Origin of the sequence: Mesorhizobium sp. M0601 (assembly GCF_040320845.1) — a bacterium.
Lineage (GTDB): Bacteria > Pseudomonadota > Alphaproteobacteria > Rhizobiales > Rhizobiaceae > Mesorhizobium.
Genome location: NZ_JAMYQK010000002.1, coordinates 13,460 through 34,678 on the forward strand (window position 1 = coordinate 13,460; position 21,219 = coordinate 34,678).

At 63.4% G+C, this 21,219-nt stretch carries 20 protein-coding genes; 1 reads left to right on the top strand and 19 read right to left on the bottom strand.

Going from position 1 to position 21,219, the window contains the following annotated elements:
• Positions 1 to 2: 2 nt before the first annotated feature.
• From infB to rimP, 4 genes are read right to left on the bottom strand one after another with little or no spacing between them, the layout of a single operon-like run.
• A complete protein-coding gene (infB, locus tag NKI41_RS02580; RefSeq protein ID WP_352613882.1) occupies positions 3 to 2,570 on the bottom strand; it encodes a translation initiation factor IF-2 in 2,568 nt (855 codons plus the stop codon).
• Positions 2,567 to 3,217 (bottom strand): RNA-binding protein, encoded by a 651-nt coding sequence (locus tag NKI41_RS02585; RefSeq protein WP_352681240.1) that lies wholly within the window; start codon positions 3,215 to 3,217, stop codon positions 2,567 to 2,569. The genes infB and NKI41_RS02585 overlap by 4 nt, the downstream gene beginning before the upstream one ends.
• 38 nt (positions 3,218 to 3,255) lie before the next feature.
• Entirely contained in the window at positions 3,256 to 4,851 is a 1,596-nt protein-coding gene (gene nusA / locus NKI41_RS02590) for a transcription termination factor NusA (RefSeq protein WP_352681242.1), read from the bottom strand.
• A 47-nt stretch (positions 4,852 to 4,898) separates the two neighbouring features.
• Complete coding sequence (gene rimP, locus NKI41_RS02595; protein WP_023676900.1) at positions 4,899 to 5,531, bottom strand: ribosome maturation factor RimP; 633 nt, start codon at positions 5,529 to 5,531, stop codon at positions 4,899 to 4,901.
• Between the two features lie 281 nt (positions 5,532 to 5,812).
• On the opposite strand from rimP, the gene NKI41_RS02600 reads away from it, so the two are divergent.
• Positions 5,813 to 5,977 (top strand): hypothetical protein, encoded by a 165-nt coding sequence (locus tag NKI41_RS02600; protein ID WP_352448601.1) that lies wholly within the window; start codon positions 5,813 to 5,815, stop codon positions 5,975 to 5,977.
• 60 nt (positions 5,978 to 6,037) lie between these two features.
• Here the strand turns inward: NKI41_RS02600 and trmB are convergent, their stop codons facing one another.
• The 15 genes from trmB to NKI41_RS02675 all read right to left on the bottom strand — a co-directional run bounded on the left by trmB (position 6,038) and on the right by NKI41_RS02675 (position 21,212).
• The gene (gene trmB, locus NKI41_RS02605) at positions 6,038 to 6,739 is read right to left on the bottom strand and encodes a tRNA (guanine(46)-N(7))-methyltransferase TrmB (protein WP_352448600.1); all 702 of its coding nucleotides are present in this window, start codon (positions 6,737 to 6,739) and stop codon (positions 6,038 to 6,040) included.
• 11 nt (positions 6,740 to 6,750) lie between these two features.
• Positions 6,751 to 8,040 (bottom strand): methionine adenosyltransferase, encoded by a 1,290-nt coding sequence (gene metK, locus NKI41_RS02610; protein WP_023676896.1) that lies wholly within the window; start codon positions 8,038 to 8,040, stop codon positions 6,751 to 6,753.
• A gap of 329 nt (positions 8,041 to 8,369) precedes the next feature.
• Entirely contained in the window at positions 8,370 to 8,789 is a 420-nt protein-coding gene (locus NKI41_RS02615) for a helix-turn-helix domain-containing protein (RefSeq protein ID WP_023676895.1), read from the bottom strand.
• Positions 8,790 to 8,926: 137 nt separating this feature from the next.
• Positions 8,927 to 10,513: an apolipoprotein N-acyltransferase gene (lnt, locus tag NKI41_RS02620; protein WP_352681244.1), complete on the bottom strand. Its 1,587-nt coding sequence runs from the start codon at positions 10,511 to 10,513 to the stop codon at positions 8,927 to 8,929.
• A gap of 87 nt (positions 10,514 to 10,600) precedes the next feature.
• Positions 10,601 to 11,071: a VOC family protein gene (locus tag NKI41_RS02625; protein ID WP_352681246.1), complete on the bottom strand. Its 471-nt coding sequence runs from the start codon at positions 11,069 to 11,071 to the stop codon at positions 10,601 to 10,603.
• Between the two features lie 17 nt (positions 11,072 to 11,088).
• Positions 11,089 to 12,162: a hemolysin family protein gene (locus tag NKI41_RS02630; RefSeq protein ID WP_352681248.1), complete on the bottom strand. Its 1,074-nt coding sequence runs from the start codon at positions 12,160 to 12,162 to the stop codon at positions 11,089 to 11,091.
• Positions 12,163 to 12,190: 28 nt separating this feature from the next.
• Positions 12,191 to 12,688 carry an rRNA maturation RNase YbeY gene (gene ybeY, locus NKI41_RS02635; protein WP_352470060.1) on the bottom strand — a complete coding sequence of 166 codons (498 nt, stop codon included), beginning with the start codon at positions 12,686 to 12,688 and terminating at the stop codon, positions 12,191 to 12,193.
• Between the two features lie 17 nt (positions 12,689 to 12,705).
• Positions 12,706 to 13,755 (bottom strand): PhoH family protein, encoded by a 1,050-nt coding sequence (locus tag NKI41_RS02640; protein WP_352541253.1) that lies wholly within the window; start codon positions 13,753 to 13,755, stop codon positions 12,706 to 12,708.
• A 26-nt stretch (positions 13,756 to 13,781) separates the two neighbouring features.
• Positions 13,782 to 15,191: a tRNA (N6-isopentenyl adenosine(37)-C2)-methylthiotransferase MiaB gene (gene miaB / locus NKI41_RS02645; protein ID WP_352681250.1), complete on the bottom strand. Its 1,410-nt coding sequence runs from the start codon at positions 15,189 to 15,191 to the stop codon at positions 13,782 to 13,784.
• Positions 15,192 to 15,254: 63 nt separating this feature from the next.
• Positions 15,255 to 16,055 (bottom strand): lyso-ornithine lipid O-acyltransferase, encoded by an 801-nt coding sequence (olsA, locus tag NKI41_RS02650; RefSeq protein WP_352613878.1) that lies wholly within the window; start codon positions 16,053 to 16,055, stop codon positions 15,255 to 15,257.
• Positions 16,056 to 16,076: 21 nt separating this feature from the next.
• Positions 16,077 to 16,571, bottom strand: coding sequence for a ribosomal protein S18-alanine N-acetyltransferase (rimI, locus tag NKI41_RS02655; protein ID WP_352470057.1), 495 nt, complete (start codon positions 16,569 to 16,571; stop codon positions 16,077 to 16,079).
• Positions 16,571 to 17,263 (bottom strand): tRNA (adenosine(37)-N6)-threonylcarbamoyltransferase complex dimerization subunit type 1 TsaB, encoded by a 693-nt coding sequence (gene tsaB / locus NKI41_RS02660; protein ID WP_352681252.1) that lies wholly within the window; start codon positions 17,261 to 17,263, stop codon positions 16,571 to 16,573. Before tsaB ends, rimI begins: the two co-directional genes overlap by 1 nt.
• A gap of 159 nt (positions 17,264 to 17,422) precedes the next feature.
• On the bottom strand, positions 17,423 to 18,529 hold the full coding sequence (locus NKI41_RS02665; RefSeq protein ID WP_352470055.1) for a DUF1513 domain-containing protein: 1,107 nt from the start codon (positions 18,527 to 18,529) through the stop codon (positions 17,423 to 17,425).
• A 2-nt stretch (positions 18,530 to 18,531) separates the two neighbouring features.
• Positions 18,532 to 19,605: an imelysin family protein gene (locus NKI41_RS02670; protein WP_352681254.1), complete on the bottom strand. Its 1,074-nt coding sequence runs from the start codon at positions 19,603 to 19,605 to the stop codon at positions 18,532 to 18,534.
• Positions 19,605 to 21,212, bottom strand: coding sequence for a di-heme oxidoreductase family protein (locus tag NKI41_RS02675; RefSeq protein WP_352681256.1), 1,608 nt, complete (start codon positions 21,210 to 21,212; stop codon positions 19,605 to 19,607). The genes NKI41_RS02670 and NKI41_RS02675 overlap by 1 nt, the downstream gene beginning before the upstream one ends.
• Between the last annotated feature and the right edge of the window lie 7 nt (positions 21,213 to 21,219).

Here is a 21,219-nt window from a genome sequence, read left to right on the forward strand (position 1 = left end):
CTTTATAGTGTCCTGGTCACCATCTCGACGCGGAAGCACTCGATGACGTCACCGACGCGCATGTCCTCGTAGTTCTGGAAGGCCATGCCGCATTCCTGGCCGCCCGGAACTTCCGAAACCTCGTCCTTGAAGCGCTTCAGGGTCTTCAGCGTGCCTTCGTGGATGACGACGTTGTCGCGGATCAGGCGCACGCCCGCACCACGCTCGACCTTGCCTTCGGTGACACGGCAGCCGGCGATCTTGCCGACCTTGGTGATGTCGAAGATCTCGAGGATCTCGGCATTGCCGATGAAGGTCTCGCGACGCTCCGGCGAGAGCAGGCCGGAGAGCGCCGCTTTCACATCATCGACCAGATTGTAGATGATCGAATAGTAGCGGATCTCGATGCCTGCCGCAGCCGCGGCTGCGCGGGCCTGCGCATTGGCGCGAACGTTGAAGCCGATGATCGCAGCCCCCGAAGTTTCCGCCAGCGACACGTCGCTTTCGGTAATGCCGCCAGCCCCCGCATGGACGATGCGGGCGCGCACCTCGTCGGTGCCGAGATTGTCGAGCGCGGCGTTGATCGCCTCGATCGAGCCCTGCACGTCGCCCTTGATGACCAGCGGGAATTCCTTCAATCCGCTGGTCTGCAACTGCGACATCATCTGTTCAAGCGAGCCGCGCTGGCCGGCATGCCTGGCCACCGCCTTCTCACGCGCCAGACGCTGGCGATATTCGGTGATCTCGCGGGCGCGGGCTTCGTTGTTGACCACGGCGAAGCGGTCGCCGGCCTGCGGCGTGCCTTGCAGGCCGAGCACCTCCACCGGCATTGCCGGCGGCGCTTCCTTGACCTGCTCGCCGCGATCATTGACGAGCGCGCGTACCCGGCCCCATTCGTTGCCGGCGACGAGAATGTCGCCCGGCATCAACGTGCCGGTCTGCACCAGCACGGTAGCGACTGGGCCGCGGCCCTTGTCGAGCTGGGCTTCGATGACCACGCCTTCGGCGGTCCGGTCCGGATTGGCCTTCAGGTCGAGGATTTCGGCCTGCAGCAGGATCGCTTCGAGCAACTTGTCGAGATTGATGCCCTTGGTCGCCGACACCTCGACATCCAGCACCTCGCCGCCCATGGATTCGACGAACACCTCGTGGCGCAGCAGTTCCGAACGCACCTTCTGCGGGTCGGCGTCATGCTTGTCGATCTTGTTGATCGCCACAATGATCGGAACGCCGGCCGCCTTGGCGTGATTGATCGATTCGATCGTCTGCGGCATGACGCTGTCGTCAGCTGCCACCACGAGGATGGCGATATCGGTCGCCTGGGCACCGCGGGCACGCATCGCCGTGAAGGCGGCGTGGCCGGGCGTGTCGATGAAGGTAACCTTGTGACCGTTCTTCTCGACCTGATAGGCGCCGATATGCTGGGTAATGCCGCCGGCCTCGCCGGAGACGACGTTGGCATTGCGGATGGCATCGAGCAACGAGGTCTTGCCGTGATCGACATGGCCCATGATCGTTACCACCGGCGGACGCGGCCGCAGGTCCTCGGGACGATCGGCGATGTTGAACAAGCCCTCTTCGATGTCTGACTCGGCGACGCGGCGGACCGTGTGGCCAAATTCGGTGGCGACGAGTTCGGCCGTGTCGGCGTCGATGACGTCACCAGGCTTCAGGATCTGGCCCTGCTTCATGAAGAACTTGACCACGTCGACAGCGCGCTCGGACATGCGCTGCGCCAGCTCCTGGATGGTGATGGTTTCGGGCAGGATCACTTCACGCATGACTTTCTCGCGTGGCTCGTTATGCAACGCGCGCTTGAATTTCTCCTGACGGCGGCGCATCGACGAGAGCGAGCGGGCGCGCGCATCCTCGTCGGAAAGCGCCGAATTCAGCGTCAGCTTGCCGCGGCGGCGGTCTTCCTCGCCCTTGGTCGGTTTGGCCGGACGCGCCACTTCCGGCGTGACCAGACGGCGCACTGGTGCGCCGGCACCGGTCCGCTTCGGTTTGACCTCTTCCTCGTCATCGACTGTTGCCAGTTCGGCGGCGAGCGGCGCACGGCGGCGCGCCTCTTCCTCGGCACGGCGGCGGGATTCGGCCTCGGCTTGCAGCCGTGCCTCTTCCTCGGCCTGACGGCGAGCCGATTCCTCGCGCTCGCGGCGGCGGCGCTCTTCGTCCTCGCTGCGGCGCTTGGCTTCCTCGATGGCGCGCTGGCGATCCTCGACATCGCGGACCTTCGAGCCCTCGAGAGCCCGGCGGCGCGCTTCCATTTCCTGGCGCGACAACTCGTTCAGCACCATGCCGCCGCGTTCGACCGGCGGCGGAGGGGGAGGCGCCTTGGGAGCTTCCTGCACGGCAGGCGCTGCCGCGACCGGCTTCGGCGTGAAGACGGAAACAGGCGCTGCCGCCGGCTCCGGCTTGTCGCCGGGCAGCGAGAACTTGCGCTTCTTGGTCTCGACGACCACCGACTTGGTGCGGCCGTGCGAGAAGTTCTGGCGCACCGTGCCCTGTTCCATACCGGGGCGCTTCAGCGTCAAGGTCTTCTTCGGCGTAACACTCAGCGTCTTGTCGTCGCCCGATTTCGTATCGCTCATTCCATATCCTCTGCGGCATCATCTTCGTCAGCAACGGCCGCAAGCATTGCCAGATCGTCCGGGGAACCGCCCCGATATCGGTCGAGCGCAACCATGCGCTTCTGGACCGCCCTGCCCGCGTCTCCCGCGAGAACGGCAGCATGTATCACATTTGTACCCCCCAATGCCAAGCTCAACTCGGCCTCGGAGAAAAGTTTGTAAGCGCGGATCGCAGGCCCGCCGAGGTGGACGGTTGCCCGTCGCGCCTGGCTTATCTTGCGGACGCCATCGTCGGAAGCCTCGGTCGCGTGGAGCACGAAAAGTGCAAGTCCGCCGCGCACGGCGCTCTCGACCTTGGTCGCTCCGAGCGCTATGGCGCCCGCCTTGCGGGCCAGGCCAAACATGCCCAGAGCGGACCTGGAAAGCAGCGCGTCGACCATGCCGCCAAGATTGGCCGGCACGCTCACCTGCGCCTTAAAAGCACGGGCAAACAGATTTTTGGCCGCTGCCTTTTCTATATGTAGGCGGTCGGCCGTCACCCAGCAACCGCGGCCGGGCAGGTTTCTCTTGATGTCCGGAACGACGGCCGAATCCGGGCCGACGACGAAACGGATCAGTTCATCCGGTTCGGCTTGCCTGCGGGTGACGATGCAGGTGCGATCGTTCATCTCGTCCAAGGGCGGGTTCGGTGCGATGCGGTTTCACCTCACGCACCGACGGTTTCGTCAGCCGGCACGCCCTCGGCGGCAAGCTCGTCTTCGGTGATCCAGCCAGCCTTCAGGCGAGCGGCCAGGACCATCTGCTCGGCATCGGCGCGTGATACGCCGTGGTTGGCGAGCACACCCGGGAATACCTTCGTCTCGCCGTCCTTGCGTTCCTTCCAACCGGTCAGGTCGTCGGCGGCGTAGCCGGCGAAATCCTCGATCGTCTTCACGCCGTCCTCGCCGAGCGTCACCATCATGGCGGTGGTGATGCCGGGGATCTCGCGCAGCTCGTCCTTGACGCCGAGCGCCTTGCGCTTCTCGTCATGCTGGGCTTCGATCTTCTCCAGATATTCGCGGGCGCGGGTCTGGATTTCCGAAGCCGTGTCCTCGTCGAAGCCGTCGATCGACGCGATTTCGCCGGAGTCGACATACGCGACCTCCTCGACGCTGGTGAAGCCTTCGGAAGCGAGCACCTGGCCGACCATCTCGTCGACGTCGAGGGCTTCCATGAACAGCGACGACCGTTCGACGAATTCCTTCTGGCGGCGTTCGCTCTCTTCCTGCTCGGTCAGGATGTCGATATCCCAGCCGGTGAGCTGCGAGGCAAGACGGACGTTCTGGCCGCGGCGGCCGATGGCCAGCGACAGCTGATCGTCGGGAACGACGACCTCGATGCGCTCGGCATCCTCGTCGAGCACGACCTTGGCGACTTCCGCCGGCTGCAATGCATTGACAATGAAGGACGCCGCCGAAGGCGACCAAGGAATGATGTCGATCTTCTCGCCCTGCAATTCACCGACGACCGCCTGGACGCGGCTGCCGCGCATACCGACGCAGGCACCGACCGGATCGATGGAGCTGTCGCGCGAGATGACAGCGATCTTGGCGCGCGAACCCGGATCGCGGGCGACCGACTTGATCTCGATGATGCCGTCGTAGATTTCCGGCACTTCCATGGTGAACAGCTTCGCCATGAACTGCGGATGGGTGCGCGACAGGAAGATCTGCGGGCCGCGCTGTTCGCGGCGCACGTCATAGACATAGGCACGGACGCGATCGCCATACTTGTAGTTTTCGCGCGGAATCAGCTCGTCGCGGCGGATGATCGCTTCGCCGCGGCCGAGATCGACGATGACGTTGCCGTATTCGACGCGCTTGACGGTACCGTTGACGATCTCGCCGATACGGTCCTTGTATTCGTCATATTGCCGGTCGCGCTCGGCCTCGCGCACCTTCTGCACGATGACCTGCTTGGCCGACTGGGCGGCGATGCGGCCAAAATCCATCGGCGGTAGCTGTTCGGCAATGAAATCGCCGAGCTGGGCGTCCGGATTGCGCTCGCGCGCCGAGGAAATGGCAATCTGCGTCGCGTAGTCATCGACCTTCTCGACCACTTCCATCAGCCGCTGCAGCTTCATCTCGCCGGTGTTGGCATTGATGTCGGCGCGGATATTGGTTTCCTGGCCGTAGCGCGAGCGCGCGGCCTTCTGGATCGCATCGGCCATGGCGGCGATGACGATCGACTTGTCGATCGACTTTTCACGCGCGACCGCATCGGCGATCTGCAGCAGTTCAAGCCTGTTGGCGCTTACAACCATCTTCTTTCTCCCGAGCTTGTTGCCGACCTTTACGGCCGGCAGCCCAATCACATTTCCTGTTCGGTTTCGTCTTCCGCACCCTCTGGTGCGTCTTCGGGTTCGCCGCGGCGTTTCCTGGCTTCCTTGCGCGCCCGATTGTCCTTCGACAGCGCATCGCGGATAAGGTCGTCGGTCAGAATCAGCCGCGCTTCGGCAATCGCATCGTAGGGAACACGTACCGTCGGCTCCTCGCCGTAAGCGGCCTTGTCACGCTCGATCAGCACACCGTCCGCGTCGCTTTCGGCGATCTTGCCCTTGAAGCGCTTACGGTCGGCGACGAGAACCGACGTTTCCATCTTCACCAGATGGCCGGTCCAGGCTGCAAAGTCCGATTTGCGGACCAGCGGCCGGTCGATGCCCGGCGACGACACTTCGAGATGATAAGCCTTCTCGATCGGATCATCGACATCGAGCGCCGGCGATACCGCCCGGCTGACCTCTTCACAATCCTCGACCGTCATGGTGCCGTCCTCGCGCTCGGCCATGATCTGCAGCGTCAGCCCGTTCTGGCCCGACAAGTGCACACGTACCAAGCGGAAGCCAATGGCGCGCAGTACCGGCTGAACGATCAGCGCGATGCGCGCATCGATGCCGCTTTCGCGGATGATGCGGTCGTCGCCTTCGCTTGCCGTCACTGTCATTCGGTCCCGTCACTCGATTTCTGTCGGTCGGCAGGTAATAAAAAAGAGCGGGACCGGGTGGACCCACTCTTCGTCATACCGACCAAGAATTTGAAGCTGATATAGACGATCGTGGTCCTCGTTTCAAGCCCGTCCTGCATGACGGCAAGGCTCCGAGTCCGCAGCGCTGCTCCAAATGCATGGCGCCCATGCAGTGATCACCGTTTGAGCACCGGCCACGCACGACTATCTACGTTGCATTGCACAATTGGAGCGCTCACTGCGCTCGAAAGGGTCCCATCATGAACAATCGTGGATTTTTTTCAGCCATAGGCGATGTCTTTAGCGTGTTCGGCAGCGCCGTAGCCGCGTCGCGGGCTGTGGAAAGCGGTCGCAAGCCGCGTGCGCATGATCTGCGCAATCTCGGCATGGAGCCGGCAGCCTTCGACAAGATCCGTCGCTTCTGAGCCAAGTGAGCGCCGAGAGCCTTCGGCCGGCTCGCCTTGTGCTCAGCTCTAATTTCCCGCTTATTTCCGCACGAAGGTGAGATAGGCGGGCCGTCGGCCTTCGCGAATGGCCTTGGCCTCATAGCGCGTCCCCGGCCAGCCATCATAGGGCCGGTGCCAGTCGGCTGCTTCGCTTGCCTGCCACGTGAAGGCGTCGTGCGCCCGGCAATGCAGGAGCGTCCAGTTCACATAGCTATCGATATCGGACGCAAAGTGGAACTTTCCGCCGTGCTTCAGGACGCGCGCGAAGCGGTTGAGATTGACCGGGCTGACGAAGCGCCGCTTCCAGTGCTTCTTCTTCGGCCACGGATCCGGATAGAGAAGGTCAATGCCGTCAAGCGAAGCCTGCGGCAGCCAGTCCAGCAGACGTGTGGCGTCGTCGTCATAGACGCGCAGATTGGCAAGCGGCCGCTCCCGGACCGCCATCATCATCTTGGCCATGCCGTTGACGAAAGGCTCGACGCCGATAAAGCCGGTCGCCTGGCTGGCCGTAGCACGGTGCAGAAGATGTTCGCCGCCGCCAAAACCGATTTCGAGCTGGACAGCCGAAACTTCGGCTTCGAAAAGGCTGCGCAAGTCGGCCGGCGGTTCAACCGTCAGATCGAGCCTGTAGGCGGCGAAGCCGCTCTCCAGCGCCGCTGCCTGTTGTGGTCGAATGGCCTTGCCGCGCCGGCGACCGAAAAAGGCCTCGGTCGCACGGCTTGGCCGGTCCTTCGGATCCATAGGCGCCGCGGTTAGGCGGCGACTGCTTCGGCGACCGGTTCGGCGAGAGCGTCCTTGAGCGCCTTGGCGAGATCGGTCTTCTCCCAGGAGAAGGATCCGTCGCGGCCGGCCTTGCGGCCAAAATGGCCGTAGGACGACGTCTTGGCATAGATCGGCTTGTTGAGATCGAGGTGGCGGCGGATGCCGGACGGCGACAGGTCCATCACGGCGCGCAGTGCACGCTCGAGTTTTGCCTCGTCGACCTTGCCGGTGCCGTGCAGGTCGACGTAGATCGACAGCGGCTGGGCGACACCGATCGCATAGGAAAGCTGGATGGTGCAGCGATCGGCGAGCTTTGCGGCAACCACGTTCTTGGCGAGATAACGCGCCGCATAGGCCGCCGAGCGGTCGACCTTGGTGGTGTCCTTGCCAGAAAAAGCGCCGCCGCCATGAGGCGCAGCCCCGCCATAAGTGTCGACGATGATCTTGCGGCCGGTCAGGCCGGCGTCGCCATCAGGCCCGCCGATGACGAACTTGCCGGTCGGATTGATGTACCAGTTGCAATTGTCGGCAATCTTCAGGTCGCCCAGTGCTTCGCGAATATAGGGCTCGACGACGTTGCGCACCTTCTTCGAATCCCACGTCTCATCGAGATGCTGGGTCGACAGCACGATCTGCGTCACTTCCGCCGCTTTGCCGTCGACATAGCGGACGGTGACCTGGCTCTTGGCATCCGGCCCGAGCCTGCCGGCATCACCGCTGCCTTCATGGCGCGCAGCCGCCAGCAATTCGAGGATCTTGTGGCTGTAATAGATCGGCGCCGGCATCAAGTCCGGGGTTTCGCGGCAGGCATAGCCAAACATGATGCCCTGGTCGCCGGCTCCCTCCTCGCCTTGCCGGTCGGAGGCGTTGTCGACGCCTTGGCCGATATCCGGCGACTGGCCGTGCAGCAGGACCTCGATCTTGGCTGTCTTCCAGTGGAAGCCGGCCTGCTCGTAGCCGATTTCGCGGATCGCCTTGCGAGCGACCGACTTGAACTTGGCCGGGTTGACGATCGGATGGCCGGCCGCATCCTTCAGGACGTTGCCCTCCTTGTCCTTCTTGAGCAGCGTCTCGGGGACGCGCACCTCGCCGGCGATGACAACGCGATTGGTCGTCGCAAGCGTCTCGCAGGCAACGCGGACCTTCCACGGGTCCATGCCGGTCTTTCTGGCTTCGCGATAGACGAGATCGACAATCTCGTCGGAGATGCGGTCGCAGACCTTGTCGGGATGGCCCTCGGCAACAGATTCCGAGGTGAAGAAGTAATTGTGCCGCGTCACGGGTGTCCCCTCTTGAAAAAAATATCGGCAGGCCGCCGATTTTGGCGCGCCAGTTGTTAACGGTGCCGGGCGTCGCTCGTCAAGCCATGCAGCCGTTCTGGCATGAATTTTGACGTTATTATCCTTGCATCCCGAGACGGCGGCAGGGCGCACTGCGATCAGCCCTTGCGCAACAGACTGAGGAAAACGGCTTCCAGGAAGCGAGTCGAGCGAAATCGATCTGCGCTTTAGCGCATCTGCGGAATGAACATCCCTCAATGCGCGCAGCCGCGAGAAATTGCATGCCCAGCTACGACGAGCCCTTCCTTGTTGAACTCTTCACGGGCCAGTCAATCGACTTCGTCGGTGGAAAGCGACTTCACCAACTCGATGATCTTGCGGCGCACTTTCACATCGGCGATCTTGACGAAGGCGCGATTCAGCTGGAGGCCTTCCGGGCTGCCGCAGAATTCGACGGCGGAGGTCATCGAAGCATCCTCGGCAAATCCACGGTTGCCCACGGGCTCCTGACCGGGCGCATCCTCGAAAAAGAAGGCGACGGGGACGCCGAGTATGGAGGCGATTGCCTGCAAACGGCTGGCGCCGACGCGATTGGTGCCCTTTTCGTACTTTTGGATCTGCTGGAACGTTATGCCGAGGTTTTCACCCAGTTTTTCCTGGCTCATTCCCAGCATATTGCGGCGAAGCCGGATGCGGCTTCCGACGTGGATGTCGATCGGATTCGGCTTTTTCTTGTTTTCTTCTGTCATTTTTTCCTCGCCGAATTTTTCCGGCTTTTTCTATTTTGCTGCCCAAACGACGCCGCGGCCCGTGCCCCAACAGAACGACCTTATCGACTTCGAAAATTTTCAGGCGCTTACAGTATGAGTTTCTAATGTGTCGGCTGTCAATTCGCCCGTAGCCTTTGCCTTACGTTCAAAATGCATGCCGCAACGGCAAGCAAAAACATGATCAGCATTCCGTTAATGCGTCGTTGGCCGGAGGAAACGATGGCTTGGTCGGAGATCGGCACACGCACATCGATCGCGCCGCGTGCATCGATTGCCAGCGCGTCGACGATGCGACCGCGCGGGTCGACAACGGCCGAAATGCCGTTATTAGCCGCGCGCAACAGGGGCACCCCATTCTCCACCGCCCGGATCTGCGCCTGCCTGAAGTGCTGGTACGGCCCCGGCGTGTCGCCGAACCAGGCGTCATTGGTGACGTTCACAATAAGCTCGGCTGACGTTGCGTCAACTGCGACCAGATCGGGAAAGATGACCTCATAGCAAATAAACGGCAGCGCCCGGATACCGCCGGGCAGCGCGATCGGATGCCGCTCATTGCCCGCCGCGAAGGTCATTGGACCGGCAACAAGCTGCTCAAGGCCGAAGCGGCCGAGCAGATCGGCGAAAGGCAGGTATTCGCCGAAGGGTACCAGGTGGACCTTGTCGACGGCATCGACGATTTCGCCTTTTTCGTCGATCGCCACCACAGAGTTGTAGTAACGGCTGCCGGCCGCCGAGCCGCCTTCTTCGCGAACGACGCCGGCGACCAGCATCTGGCCATCGCCGAGCATCTCTCCGATCGCAGGCAGGGCATCCGGACGTTCGGTGAACAGAAACGGCACGGAGGTCTCCGGCCACAGGATCAATTGCGGCCTGTCATGGCCGGGTTCCGGCGCCTTGGCCGAAAGCCCCATCATGGTGGCGAAGATGCGGTCACGCACCGAGGTATCCCATTTTTCCGTAAGGTCGACGGCAGGCTGCACGATACGGACGTCAAGGCTGCGGGCGGCCGGCTTTTCGGGGGCGGCGAGCCGGATATAGCCGAAGCCGGCATGGGCGGCGACGAGCACGACAAGCAATGCCGCGCCGAGGCGGAGATGCCGGCGCGCCGCAAGCAGCGCCGGCAGCGCAAAGACGAAGACCGCAAGCGCGTCCATGCCGACCATGCCGGTCACCGAGACGCTCTGCATCAGCAAAGGTACCGGCATCGCCGCATAGCCGACGGCATTCCACGGAAAGCCGGTGAACAGGAAGCCGCGCAGCCATTCCGCCAGCGCAAAGCCGAAGGCGAGCGCGGCGATGCGGCCGATGTCGTTGCTCCACAACAGCCGGGCGACCACGGCGGCGAAACCGTAAAAGAGGGCCAGCGCGAGGGGGATGCCGACCACCGCGAACGGCAAGGCCCAGGCGAAGCTGTCGGCCTCGACCAGAAGCGCCGAGCCGACCCACCAGAGACCGGCAAGAAAGTAGCCGAAACCGAACCACCAGCCGATGGCGAAAGCCGGCAGCAAGCGCCGCAGAAAACCGTCCGAGGCTTCGCCGGTCGCGCCGTCGAGTAGCCACACCAGCAGGGGAAACGAAACGAAACAGACGGCGAAGAAATCGTACGGCGCCTGGGCAAGAACCGCCAGCGCCCCGGCAAGAAACGCCACCAGCGCGCGCCGCCAGCCCCAAAGCAGAATTATCCGGCCGGCCTGGCGCTCCATCTATGCTTCCGAGTCGTGCGAATCAGGAAGCAAGATTTATCAGGCCGCGGGCTTGGCTCCAAACCGGGCGACGTAGTCCGCTCATAGCTATCGATGCCAGCCTTGTATCTTCAGCCCGCCCAGCCGCTCAGCTTCTTCGCGTGGGACAGCGCCGACAGTCTGGGAAAAGGTCCAGACATGGCCTTCAGGATCGCGCGCCCTATACTGCCGTTCACCGTAGAGCTGGTCGGCAGGCTCCTCGACGATCTCGGCTCCCGCCGCCCTTGCACGATCGCAGTGGGCATCTATCCCGTCCTTCAGGCGTACATAGACCGACTGCGTGTTCTTGCCTGCAACTGAAGCCGGGCTGGCTATATGGTCGGCCCATTCGGAATCGACGATGATATAGCCGTCGCCGAACCGCATCTCGGAATGGACGAGCCTGCCATTAGCATCGCTGACCACCATGCTCGGCTCGAAGCCGAAAGCCTTTTCAAGCCATGTCAATGCGGCCCGCGGATTCTGGTAGAAGACACCCGAGCCCAAGGTTGAGTGCTTGAACGGGTCCTCAACCGGCATCGGGCAAGCCGCGTCCTTCAAGCCTGCTCGGTGCGGACGGCGCGGCGGCGGCGCTCGCCCTTCAGGGTCTCGACGATGCGCACGCGCTTGACGCGGCGCGGATCGGCGTCGAGCACATGGAACTCGAAGCCGGGTATGGCCTGCACCACTTCGCCGCGCGCCGGCACCCGGCCAAGCGTGTTGAAGATCATGCCGCCGATCGTGTCGACATATTCGCCGTGCTCGCCGGCGGCGAAATCCTCGCCGATCATCTTGGCGACATCGTCGATCTCGGCCTTGCCGTCGACGATGAAGACGCCTTCACCGGCCTGGGTGATCATCGGCTCGTCTTCGTCGTGCTCGTCCTCGATGTCGCCGACCACCATCTCGACGATGTCCTCGAGCGAGACGAGACCGTCAGTACCGCCATATTCGTCGATGACCAAAGCCATCTGGGTCCGCGTCGTCTGCATCCGCCCCATCAGGTCGGAGGCGAGCATCGACGGCGGCACGAACAGCACCGGTCGGATCAGGTTGAGATCGCCGATGGTGCGCGCCAGATCGACCTGGGCGAGATCGAGAACAGCCGCGACCGGGGTTTTCCTGGTCGTCCTGCCCTTTCTGACGCGGGCGACCTTGGTGATGTGCGCCAGCACGTCGCGGATATGAACCATGCCGCGCGGATCGTCGAGCGTCTCCGAATAGACCGGCATGCGGGAATGGCCGGACTGCTCGAACAGCCCCAGAAGATCACCCAGCTTGGTGGTGATCTCGACCGCCTCGATGTCGGCGCGCGGCACCATGACGTCCTCTACGCGCACTTCGCGCAGGCGCAGGATGTTGTTGAGCATGGCGCGTTCGCCGGGCGAGAAGGATTCTGCATCGCTCGCCGTTTCGGCAAGCGCACCGGCAATCTCCTCGCGCAGGCTGGTGCCGTTGCGGTGCCTGAAAAGCCCGAGCACGCGATCGAACAGGGAAGGACCGGCAGGCGATGCCTCGCTGGCGAAGCTGCCGGTCGTGGTACTCGGACTCGAGCCCTCTTCCGTCGTTTCGGAAGGCTTGATCACACTGCCGGCGTCGGAGCGGGCGGCAGTCTCTGGTTTGTCGTTCATCATCGTCCGGTCAATTGGTCTTTTGTAATTACGTGTAGGGATCGGGAATGGCAAGCCTCGCAAGTGCTGCGCGCTCTGTCGCTTCCATCAGTTCCGCTTCGGCATCCGTTTCGTGATCATAGCCCAGCAAATGCAGCAGGCCATGGATGACGAGATGGGAGATATGGTCCTCGATGGGCTTGTCTTCCAGTGCCGCCTCGCGCGCGACAGTCTCGGCGGCCAGCACGATGTCGCCGAGCATCGGCGGCAGAGGCCCGCCCCTGGCAAACGGAAAAGCCGGAAAAGACAGGACGTTGGTCGGCTTGTCCTTGCCGCGCCAGCCGGCATTGAGCGTACGGATATGGGCATCGTCGGAAAAGACGATGCTGAGCTCGGAACGGCCGTCCGCACCGGTTTCGGCAAAGGCGGCCGAGACGGCACGGTCGACAAGCCGCATCAGCGCCGCCTCGTCAGGCCAGTCGCCCGCCTCGATCGCGATATCGATCTCGACGGGAAGCGGTCCCCCCGCCTTTTGCTCCTCAGCCATGCGGCCGCATAATCGTATCAGCTTTCGACACCCAAGCCCCTGGCCAGCTTGCCGTCACGGTCGTAGGCCTTGACGATCTCGGCGACCAGCGGATGCCTGACGACGTCGCCTTCGTTGAAGCGTACGGTCACCATGCCGGTGACGCCGTCGAGGATTCTCAGCGCCTCGACCAGGCCGGACTTGGTGTTTGGCGGCAGATCGATCTGGGTCGGATCACCGGTGACGATCATGCGCGAGTTCTCGCCGAGCCGGGTCAGGAACATCTTCATCTGCATCGGCGTGGTGTTCTGCGCCTCGTCGAGGATGACGGCAGCGTGCGCCAGCGTACGGCCGCGCATGAATGCCAGCGGCGCGATCTCGATGACCTCAGCAGCAATCGCCCGCTCGACCTTGTCGGCCGGCATCATGTCGTAGAGCGCGTCATAGAGCGGCCGCAGATAGGGATCGACCTTCTCCTTCATGTCACCCGGCAGAAAGCCAAGCCGTTCACCGGCCTCGACCGCGGGGCGCGACAGCACGATCCGTTCGACCATGCCACGTTCGAGCAGCATTGCCGCATGCGCCACCGCCAGATAGGTCTTTCCGGTGCCGGCCGGGCCGATGCCGAAGACGAGTTCCGACCGCTCCAGCGCGCGCATATAGGCGTCCTGGTTGAGCGAGCGGGCATAGATGGTCTTCTTGCGCGTCGATATCTGGGCGGCGGACACCTTGCCCTTGCGCTCCAGCGTCGGCAGCGTCAGCTGGTCGTCGGTGGCGATCGCCATGCGCACGGCGCCGTCGACATCGGACTGGCCGATATCGGTGCCTTTCTGCAGAATGCCGTAAAGATTGTCCAAGGCGCGGCGCGCCTGCTCGGCGGCCGAGGAAGAGCCCTTGATGGTCAATTGGTTGCCACGCGAGCGGATATCGACGCCGAGCTTCTGCTCGAGCCTGGCCAGATTCTCGTCGAACTGGCCGTAAAGGGCGCTGGCAAGCTTGTTATTGTCGAAAGTCAGTACGATGTGCGCGATATCCGAGGCCCCGGAGGGTAGATTCTGGGGCAGGTTCTTGACTTCAGCAGCGCTCAACCGTCTCTCCTCATCTGCCGAGGCCTTCAGGCCAATTCGGCGAACAGGCTGTTGTAGCCCGTCTTCGTGATTCGTACCTGGATAATGTCACCGATTTCGCCGGCCTTTTCATCAACAATAACCGGCTGCAGCCACGGCGAGCGGCCAACCTTCTGGCCGGCCTGGCGGCCAGGCTTTTCGATCAGCGTGTCGATAGTCCTGCCGACCAGGCTTGCGCCGAAATGCTGCTGCTGTTTCAGAAGCAGCGCCTGCAGCCGCTGCAGGCGCTCGTCCTTGACGGCCTCCGGCACGTGATCGCCCATCTCCGCGCCCGGCGTGCCGGGGCGCGGAGAATATTTGAACGAGAAGGCCGAGGCATAGTTGACGTCTTCGACCAACTGCATCGTCGCCTCGAAATCCGCTCCCGTCTCACCGGGAAAGCCGACAATAAAATCGCCGGACAGTGCGATGTCGTTCCGTGCGGCACGGATGCGGTCGATCAACGTCAGATAGTCCTTGGCCATATGCCTGCGGTTCATCGCCTTGAGTATGCGGTCGGAGCCGGATTGCACCGGTAAATGTAGATAGGGCATCAGCGTAGGCAAATCACGATGGGCGGCGATCAATTCATCGTCCATGTCGCGCGGATGGCTGGTCGTGTAGCGCAGCCGCGCCAGACCTGGAATCTCTGCCAGCCTGAACAGCAGCCGGCCAAGGCCCCATTCCTCGCCGTCTTCACCTCTTCCGTGCCAGGCGTTGACATTCTGGCCGAGCAGCGTCACCTCGCGCACGCCGGCATCCGCCAGGCGCTCGGCTTCGGCGACGATCTGTGCCACCGGCCGCGAGACTTCCGAGCCGCGCGTATAGGGCACGACACAGAAGGTGCAGAACTTGTCGCAGCCTTCCTGAACGGTCAAGAACGCCGTCACGCCGCGCCTGATCAGTTCGGCGCGCTTCGGCTGCGGCAGATGCTCGAACTTGTCTTCGACGGCATAATCGGTCTCGACGATCTTTTCGCCGCTCCGCGCCCTCGCCAGCACCCCGGGCAGCCGGTGGTAGGTCTGCGGACCGATGACCAGATCGACAGCCGGCGAGCGGCGGATGATCTCGGCACCCTCGGCCTGCGCCACGCAGCCGGCGACGCCGACCAGCATTTCGCGCCCGGCCTTGGCACGTTCCGCCTTCAGCTCACGGATGCGCCCAAGTTCGGAATAGACCTTTTCCGCCGCTTTCTCGCGAATGTGACAGGTGTTGAGCAGCACCAGATCGGCCTCGCCGATGGCGTCTGTCGCGGCATAGCCGTCGGCCGCCAGAGCATCGGTCATGCGCTGCGAATCGTAGACGTTCATCTGGCAGCCATAGGTCTTGACGAAGACCTTTCTGGTCGCGGCAGGCGGAACGACCAGGTTTTCGGCGGCAGCGCCGATGTCGTCACGTTCTATCGTGTTCAATTCCATTTCGCGGCTTCTAGCGCCTTTCCCCGACAAAAAACAGACGAATCTGGCCGGAACCTGCTCAGCCTACCGGCTCGGACGCGGTTCGGCGAGCGCCGCTTGTACCATCTCGCGAACCTGGCGTTCCATCTGCTTTGCCGTCTCCTTGCGGCTCGAGCCCCTGGAGAAAGCAATCGCCTCGCCAAAATGCACCTCGACGTCGAGGGCGCCCTCGGCCATCAGCACCTTGAGGTGCGGCATCAGCTCCTCATCGCCGATCCAGGCGGCAACCGGCCGATGCCGGCGGCCGAGCGGCACGCCATGCAGGCGCGTATAGACGATCGCCACCGGTTGGATGAAGACCTGTTCGGTCGCCCCTTCCGCAATCGCCATTGTAGCGGCGCCGAACAGCGTGCTCTTGAACGGCAGGATCATGTTCCCGTCGCCGGTCGAGCCTTCGGCGAACAGCACCATGGCGTCGCCCTTGGCCATCCGGCCGGCGATCTCGCTCGCCTGGTCGCCCGACGAGCGTTTGCGCTCACGTTCAATGAAGACGGTGCGTTGCAGCTTCGACAGCATGCCGATCAGCGGCCAGCCTGCCATATCGGCCCTGGCGATGAACGTCACGTCGACCATCGACCCCAGCACCATGATGTCGGTCCAGGAGATGTGGTTGGCAGCAATCAGCAATGGGCGCTGGCCGGACAGCGCTCCCTTGACATGGATGCGCAGCCCCAGCGCCCTGACGATCATTCTGTGCCAGATCTTCAGGATGAAGGTCTCGCGCCAGAGTCCGGTCCTCATCGACAGTATCTGCAAAGGCACAAGCACCAATGAGCCGACGACAACCAGCCCCAGGGCCAGGAAAATCCTGATTTTTCCGATCATCCGCACCACCCCGGCGTTTGGCTAGCGAAGATCGCGGCGCATGACAAGCGCGCCGGTCGGGCCGTGCTCCGGCGACTTGTAATAGTTGGCGCGCTTGCCGACCTCGCGGAAGCCGAACCGCCGGTAGAGCGCGATCGCGGCGACATTGGTCTCGTCGACCTCGAGGAAAAGTGCCTCGGCGCGCTGTGCGTGCAGTTCACGCAGCACCGCATCCATCAATTGCCAGCCGAGCCCCCGGCGCCGATGCGAGCGTGCCACCGCGACCGTCAGGATCTCCCCCTCGCCGGCCGCCAGCCGAGCCAGCACGAAGCCGACCGGCGGCTTGGCACCCTGTCCGGTCTCGCGCGCGGCATAGCCGAACACCGTGTCCTGCTCGAGCAGCGCGGCGAATTCGTCGTCGGTCCACGGCCGCGCGAAATCCTCGCGATGCAGCACCGACATGGCCGCGCTGTCGGCAACCGTCAGCGGCTCGATCGCATAGTCCCTGCGACGCGGCTGGAGGAATGGAATGCGCATCAGTTTTTTTGCCTAGATAGAATAAAGCCGGCCTGCGGCTTGGCGTCGGCGCCGCGCAGATAGAGCGGTTTCGGCTTTTCGCCCTCGCCGTGTTTACCGGCACGTTGGGCGGCGGCCAGCCGGGCATAGACGGCGATGTCGGCGGTGGCCGCCGTCCCGCCGAGATCGAAGCTGCGCCCGGCCGCCGCGGCAATTTGGGTTGCCGCCGTGCCGGCGAGAACCGCAGATCTGTCGACCGCGATGGCGGCTGCTTGCGAGAGCGTGGTCACGGCCGGACCAAAGATCAGAACCGACCTCTCATCGTAAAGTGCCGCATGGATCTCCTCGCGACCTGCATCGAGCGCGGCGAGCACGGCGCGACCGGGAAATGCCGCTCTCGCTTGCGCCGCCAGGGCCTCCAGAGTCGTCACGCCGATCGCCGGGATTTTCAGCGCCAGCGCAAGGCCGCGCGCCGCCGAGACGCCGACGCGCAGACCGGTGAAGGAGCCCGGACCCGTCGAAACGGCAATGGCGCCGAGGCCGGAATAGTCGGTTCTGCTGGTCCCCAACGCCCTTTCGATGACACCCATCAGATGCTCGGCATGACCCTTACCGAGATCGAGCACCGAACGGCCGAGTTCTTTCCCGGCCGCCGCGTCGTAGACGCAGGCGGCGCAGAGATTGGCGGCACAGTCGATGGCAAGCAATTTCATGAAGCGGCCGGTTGAGACAGTTTCGAAAACAGCTTCCCTCTGCCCGCCAGGGCTGATCCCCGCAAGGGAATAATGGATAAATCGTCAGGCGACTTGGCTTCGGCGCGGGTCCAAGAATGTAAGTTCCAACGCACGCAATCGCCACAATAGGTATCGGGACTAGCCGACCTGCTCGATACGCAGCACGTGATTGTCCCAGACATAGTCAGGCTCGGAATGTATCGAGCCACCGGACTCGACGATATCGCCGGCGCCGGTCGTCGCCATGAAGCTTTCCCCATCGGCTGCAACGCCGCAAACCTCGACCAGCGCCTTGGTGGCGACGATGCGGCCGCTGGCCGCGTCGATCACGGCAAGCGAATTGCCCTCAGGCGAAGACACCGCGATGGTGCCGGCGGCAGGGTTGGCGGCGACCGAGCCGATATAGTTCCTGAAGGCGGAGAGCACGTCCTGCGACATGTCGAGTAATTTCAGGTCCATGCCGCGCGCCGCGCGGCCGAGCAGTGGGGGACGATCGGTACCCGGCCCCCTGTATTGACAGCCGAACCAGACGGTGCCGGAGCGGTCGGCATCCATATGGCGGATCGACAGTTGGTGTAGCGCCGGCGGTAATTCGTGCTTTTCGGTGAGATCGCCGGTAAGGCGGTCGACCAGAACATAGGAAGGCTTCATCGTTGCGATATTGAGCTCGGCGCGGCCATAATCCGGATGCGTTTCGATGCCGCCATTGGCGACAGCGATTGTCCTGCCGTCGGAGAGAAGCAGAAGTTCGTGCGGGCCCACGCCGTAGGTCGGGAACTCGCCGATGCGCTTGAATTTCGCATGCGCGTCATAGACGCCGACGACGCCGGCGGCATTGTCGAAATCGTTCTCGGTTGCGTAGAGCAGCGTGCCATCGGCCGAGAACACACCATGGCCGAAGAAATGCCGGCCGGCAACGCTGGCAATGGTGTGCGGTTTATAGCGGCCGGTATGGTCGAAGACGACAGCAAAGGTGCCCGGCTGCCTGGCAAACACCACCGAACGATTGGACACCGGGTCGAAGGTAACGTCGTGGCCCCGATCGGGCAGATCGATCGTGTGCAACAACTTGCCGGCCTCGGACAGGACGGCCGCGCCATAGCTGCCGTCGCGCTTGACGAAAGCGGTGGCGAAGACCGCGTCGGCGTCGATTGTCTTTGCCCAGGCCGACGGCGCCATCGCCGCTACGAAACCAGCGCCTGCGGCCCTCAGGAAATCGCGCCGATCGATCAGCGGCGTCCTCATGATCAGTCACCATCCAATGACGAGAACCCGGCGGTCAGGCCGAATTCGGCGGTCAGCCTGGTGCCGATCAGGGTCGTCAGGCTGGATGTCACCAGCGAGAAATAGTCGAGCTTCTGGCGCAGCGCCGGATCGGCAAGTGCCTTGTCGATCGGTCCCCTGATCGCCTTGGCCGCCTCGATCCCGTTGGTGAGCTGGATGTGGACCGATTCTGCCATCCAGCGCGCATCGGGCGGCAGCGCGTCGCCAAGCTGCGAGGCCTGGAACAGCGTGTCCATGCCCGCCAGATTCCCGGTCAGCGAGCGGGCGGTGTTTTGCGAGCGCCAATAGATCGCCTGTTTCGGTTTGTCGGCCTCCGGCTTGGCGCCCAGGAAGCCTTTCAGGCGTACGTCGCGGACCATTTCCAGCTCGTTGATGAAGACGCCGACCAGTTCGGTCACCGCTTCGGTGCCGTCGTGGTAGAGCGCGTTCTGCGGACCCGGATTGGCCCAGAGCGCGGCAAAGCCGTTGGGCTCGTTCCAGGCATCGCCAACCTCGCCGGCAATCGTCTCGACATTGCCGGCAATGGCCGCACCGTAGGCGCAGCGATAGGCGTCGTCCCTGCCGACCAATTGACCGGCTCCGTCGCCGTAGAGGACGAATTCCAGTGCGCCGAGCCCTTGCATGGCGACGCTCTTTGTAGCCAGCTGGGCCGGATCGGCGGCTGTCGGATCCTTGCCGGCAAGTGCTGCCTGCACCTGCTTCAGGCCGATGCTCTTGCGATCCGGCCAAAACAGCATGCGCTCAAGCCGGTTGTTTTCCGCGATCGGCCCGAAACGGATGATTTCCACCACCGACCAGGCATCCACGACGCCTGAGAATTCGTCGCGTGCCGCATCGAGATTGTCTCGCGAGGGCGCTTGGCAAAGCGCGTGCATGGTCTTGGCCAAGCTGTCCGCATGGTCATGCAATCTGGCATAGGCCGGGCGGACGAAGCCGTCGATCGCCCGCTGGATCACATCCGAAGCCTTCACCGTCGCGGATGCCGGCAGCGCACCGGCGAGGACCAGCATCAGAGCGAATGCAAGACGCTTCCGCATCAGAGCGACTCCAGAAACTTGATCAGCGCGGCGCGGTCGGCCGCATCGGCAGCGGCAAAGCGGTCACGCGCCTTCTGGCCCTCGCCGCCATGCCACAGAATCGCCTCGGCCGGGCTGCGTGCGCGCCCGTCATGCAGGAAGAAGGTGTTGCCGCTGACGGTCCGGGTGAGCCCGATGCCCCACAGCGGCGGCGTGCGCCATTCGCTTCCCGTGGCCTCGCCCACCGCCTGTCCGTCGGCAAGACCGGGTCCCATGTCATGCAGCAGGAAATCGGAATACGGCCAGATCAGCTGGAAGGCCTGCGCCTTGTTCGGGGTGCCGCGACGGGTGACGAATTTCGGCGTATGGCAGGAGATGCAGCCCATATCGTAGAACAGTTTTTTGCCGGCGAGCACGTCCGGTCCGTCGAGATCGCGCCGAGCCGGCACGGCAAGGTTTTGCGAATAGAAGGTCACGAGGTCCATGACCGGCGGTGGAGCTTCAACCGGACCGAGGCGCTCCTGTACACCGTTAGGTAGGGCAAGGCAGGTCTTTTCCGCGGCGCTGCAATCGCCCCAGTGCTTCGGCACTTCGGGCGTCGAAATGCCAATATCGCCGGCAAAAGCGTCCGCCGATTGCTGGCGGATCGATGCCGCCTGCGCCTTCCAGCCGAAACGGCCGAGCGCCAGTTCACCGCTGCTGGCGTCGCGTATTATGTTTGGCCTGCCGGAAATCCCGTCACCATCGCGGTCGGCCGCATCGGCACGCGTAAGGATGTCGGCAGGAGCGATCTGCTCGACCAGGCCAAGGCCGATCATCGGCGGTGTCATGCGCGGCGACAGCGTGGTGTGCGGATCGAGCGGCCCGTAGGCGAGACCCTCGACCGAATAGCTCGGCTTGCGCAGCGACACGACGCTGCCGTCCGCCAGTTTTACTTTTTGCTCCTGATAATCGACATGCATCCTGCCTTCGCCCTGCAGGCCGGGAACGGCTAGTTCCTGAAGTTGTGTGCCATAGACCGGGTCGGGAAAGTTGAGCACCTTGTGATCGGCGAGCGCGGCTTTCTCCTCCTCGGTACTGGCTTCCCTTGCCAGGCGCAGGAACATCGAGGTGGTGCCGCTGTCGCCTTGGGGCGGATGGCCGCGACCGTCCTTCAGATGACAGTTCTGGCAGGCGCGCTCGTTGAACAACGGACCGAGCCCATCCGAGGCTTGTGTCGAGGATGGCGAGGACACCCAGTTCTTGCGGAAAATGGCGTTGCCGAGCTTGAAGGTGCCCTCTTCCTCGAAGCTGATGTTGGCGGAGGATTGCGAGAAGGCGTCCTTGTTGACGTCCTTCTTCGAGGTGCCGGCGCCGCCCTGCATCAGCTCGAATTGCTCGGGCTTGGAGAAATCGCTGGTCGGCCTGGTGATGGCGATGACGCGCGCCAGATCCTTCGGCGTCAGATCCGTGCGGCTGGTGGCAAGCCCCGCCGGTTGCGGCGCCCCGGCCAGCGCCGAGGCTGTGAGCGTCGCCACCACGGCAAGAAAGGCGCCGCGAAGGATACCGCATCGCGGCTTCTTCTGAGACGGCAGGCCACAATGCTCGGCCGGCCGCAAGCGGCGCATCAAATCTAGGGGGCGCCGCATTCCGGCA

What these genes read in the sequence shown, in the direction of transcription:
- NKI41_RS02675 (WP_352681256.1), bottom strand. Translation starts at nt 21,212, where the DNA reads ATGCGGCGCCCCCTAGATTTGATGCGCCGCTTGCGGCCGGCCGAGCAT.
- NKI41_RS02630 (WP_352681248.1), bottom strand. Translation starts at nt 12,162, where the DNA reads ATGAACGACAAACCAGAGACTGCCGCCCGCTCCGACGCCGGCAGTGTG.
- olsA (WP_352613878.1), bottom strand. Translation starts at nt 16,055, where the DNA reads ATGATCGGAAAAATCAGGATTTTCCTGGCCCTGGGGCTGGTTGTCGTC.
- nusA (WP_352681242.1), bottom strand. Translation starts at nt 4,851, where the DNA reads ATGGTTGTAAGCGCCAACAGGCTTGAACTGCTGCAGATCGCCGATGCG.
- tsaB (WP_352681252.1), bottom strand. Translation starts at nt 17,263, where the DNA reads ATGAAATTGCTTGCCATCGACTGTGCCGCCAATCTCTGCGCCGCCTGC.
- NKI41_RS02625 (WP_352681246.1), bottom strand. Translation starts at nt 11,071, where the DNA reads ATGCCGGTTGAGGACCCGTTCAAGCACTCAACCTTGGGCTCGGGTGTC.
- rimI (WP_352470057.1), bottom strand. Translation starts at nt 16,571, where the DNA reads ATGCGCATTCCATTCCTCCAGCCGCGTCGCAGGGACTATGCGATCGAG.
- infB (WP_352613882.1), bottom strand. Translation starts at nt 2,570, where the DNA reads ATGAGCGATACGAAATCGGGCGACGACAAGACGCTGAGTGTTACGCCG.
- ybeY (WP_352470060.1), bottom strand. Translation starts at nt 12,688, where the DNA reads ATGGCTGAGGAGCAAAAGGCGGGGGGACCGCTTCCCGTCGAGATCGAT.
- NKI41_RS02665 (WP_352470055.1), bottom strand. Translation starts at nt 18,529, where the DNA reads ATGAGGACGCCGCTGATCGATCGGCGCGATTTCCTGAGGGCCGCAGGC.
- NKI41_RS02585 (WP_352681240.1), bottom strand. Translation starts at nt 3,217, where the DNA reads ATGAACGATCGCACCTGCATCGTCACCCGCAGGCAAGCCGAACCGGAT.
- miaB (WP_352681250.1), bottom strand. Translation starts at nt 15,191, where the DNA reads ATGGAATTGAACACGATAGAACGTGACGACATCGGCGCTGCCGCCGAA.
- NKI41_RS02600 (WP_352448601.1), top strand. Translation starts at nt 5,813, where the DNA reads ATGAACAATCGTGGATTTTTTTCAGCCATAGGCGATGTCTTTAGCGTG.
- rimP (WP_023676900.1), bottom strand. Translation starts at nt 5,531, where the DNA reads ATGACAGTGACGGCAAGCGAAGGCGACGACCGCATCATCCGCGAAAGC.
- NKI41_RS02670 (WP_352681254.1), bottom strand. Translation starts at nt 19,605, where the DNA reads ATGCGGAAGCGTCTTGCATTCGCTCTGATGCTGGTCCTCGCCGGTGCG.
- lnt (WP_352681244.1), bottom strand. Translation starts at nt 10,513, where the DNA reads ATGGAGCGCCAGGCCGGCCGGATAATTCTGCTTTGGGGCTGGCGGCGC.
- NKI41_RS02615 (WP_023676895.1), bottom strand. Translation starts at nt 8,789, where the DNA reads ATGACAGAAGAAAACAAGAAAAAGCCGAATCCGATCGACATCCACGTC.
- trmB (WP_352448600.1), bottom strand. Translation starts at nt 6,739, where the DNA reads ATGGATCCGAAGGACCGGCCAAGCCGTGCGACCGAGGCCTTTTTCGGT.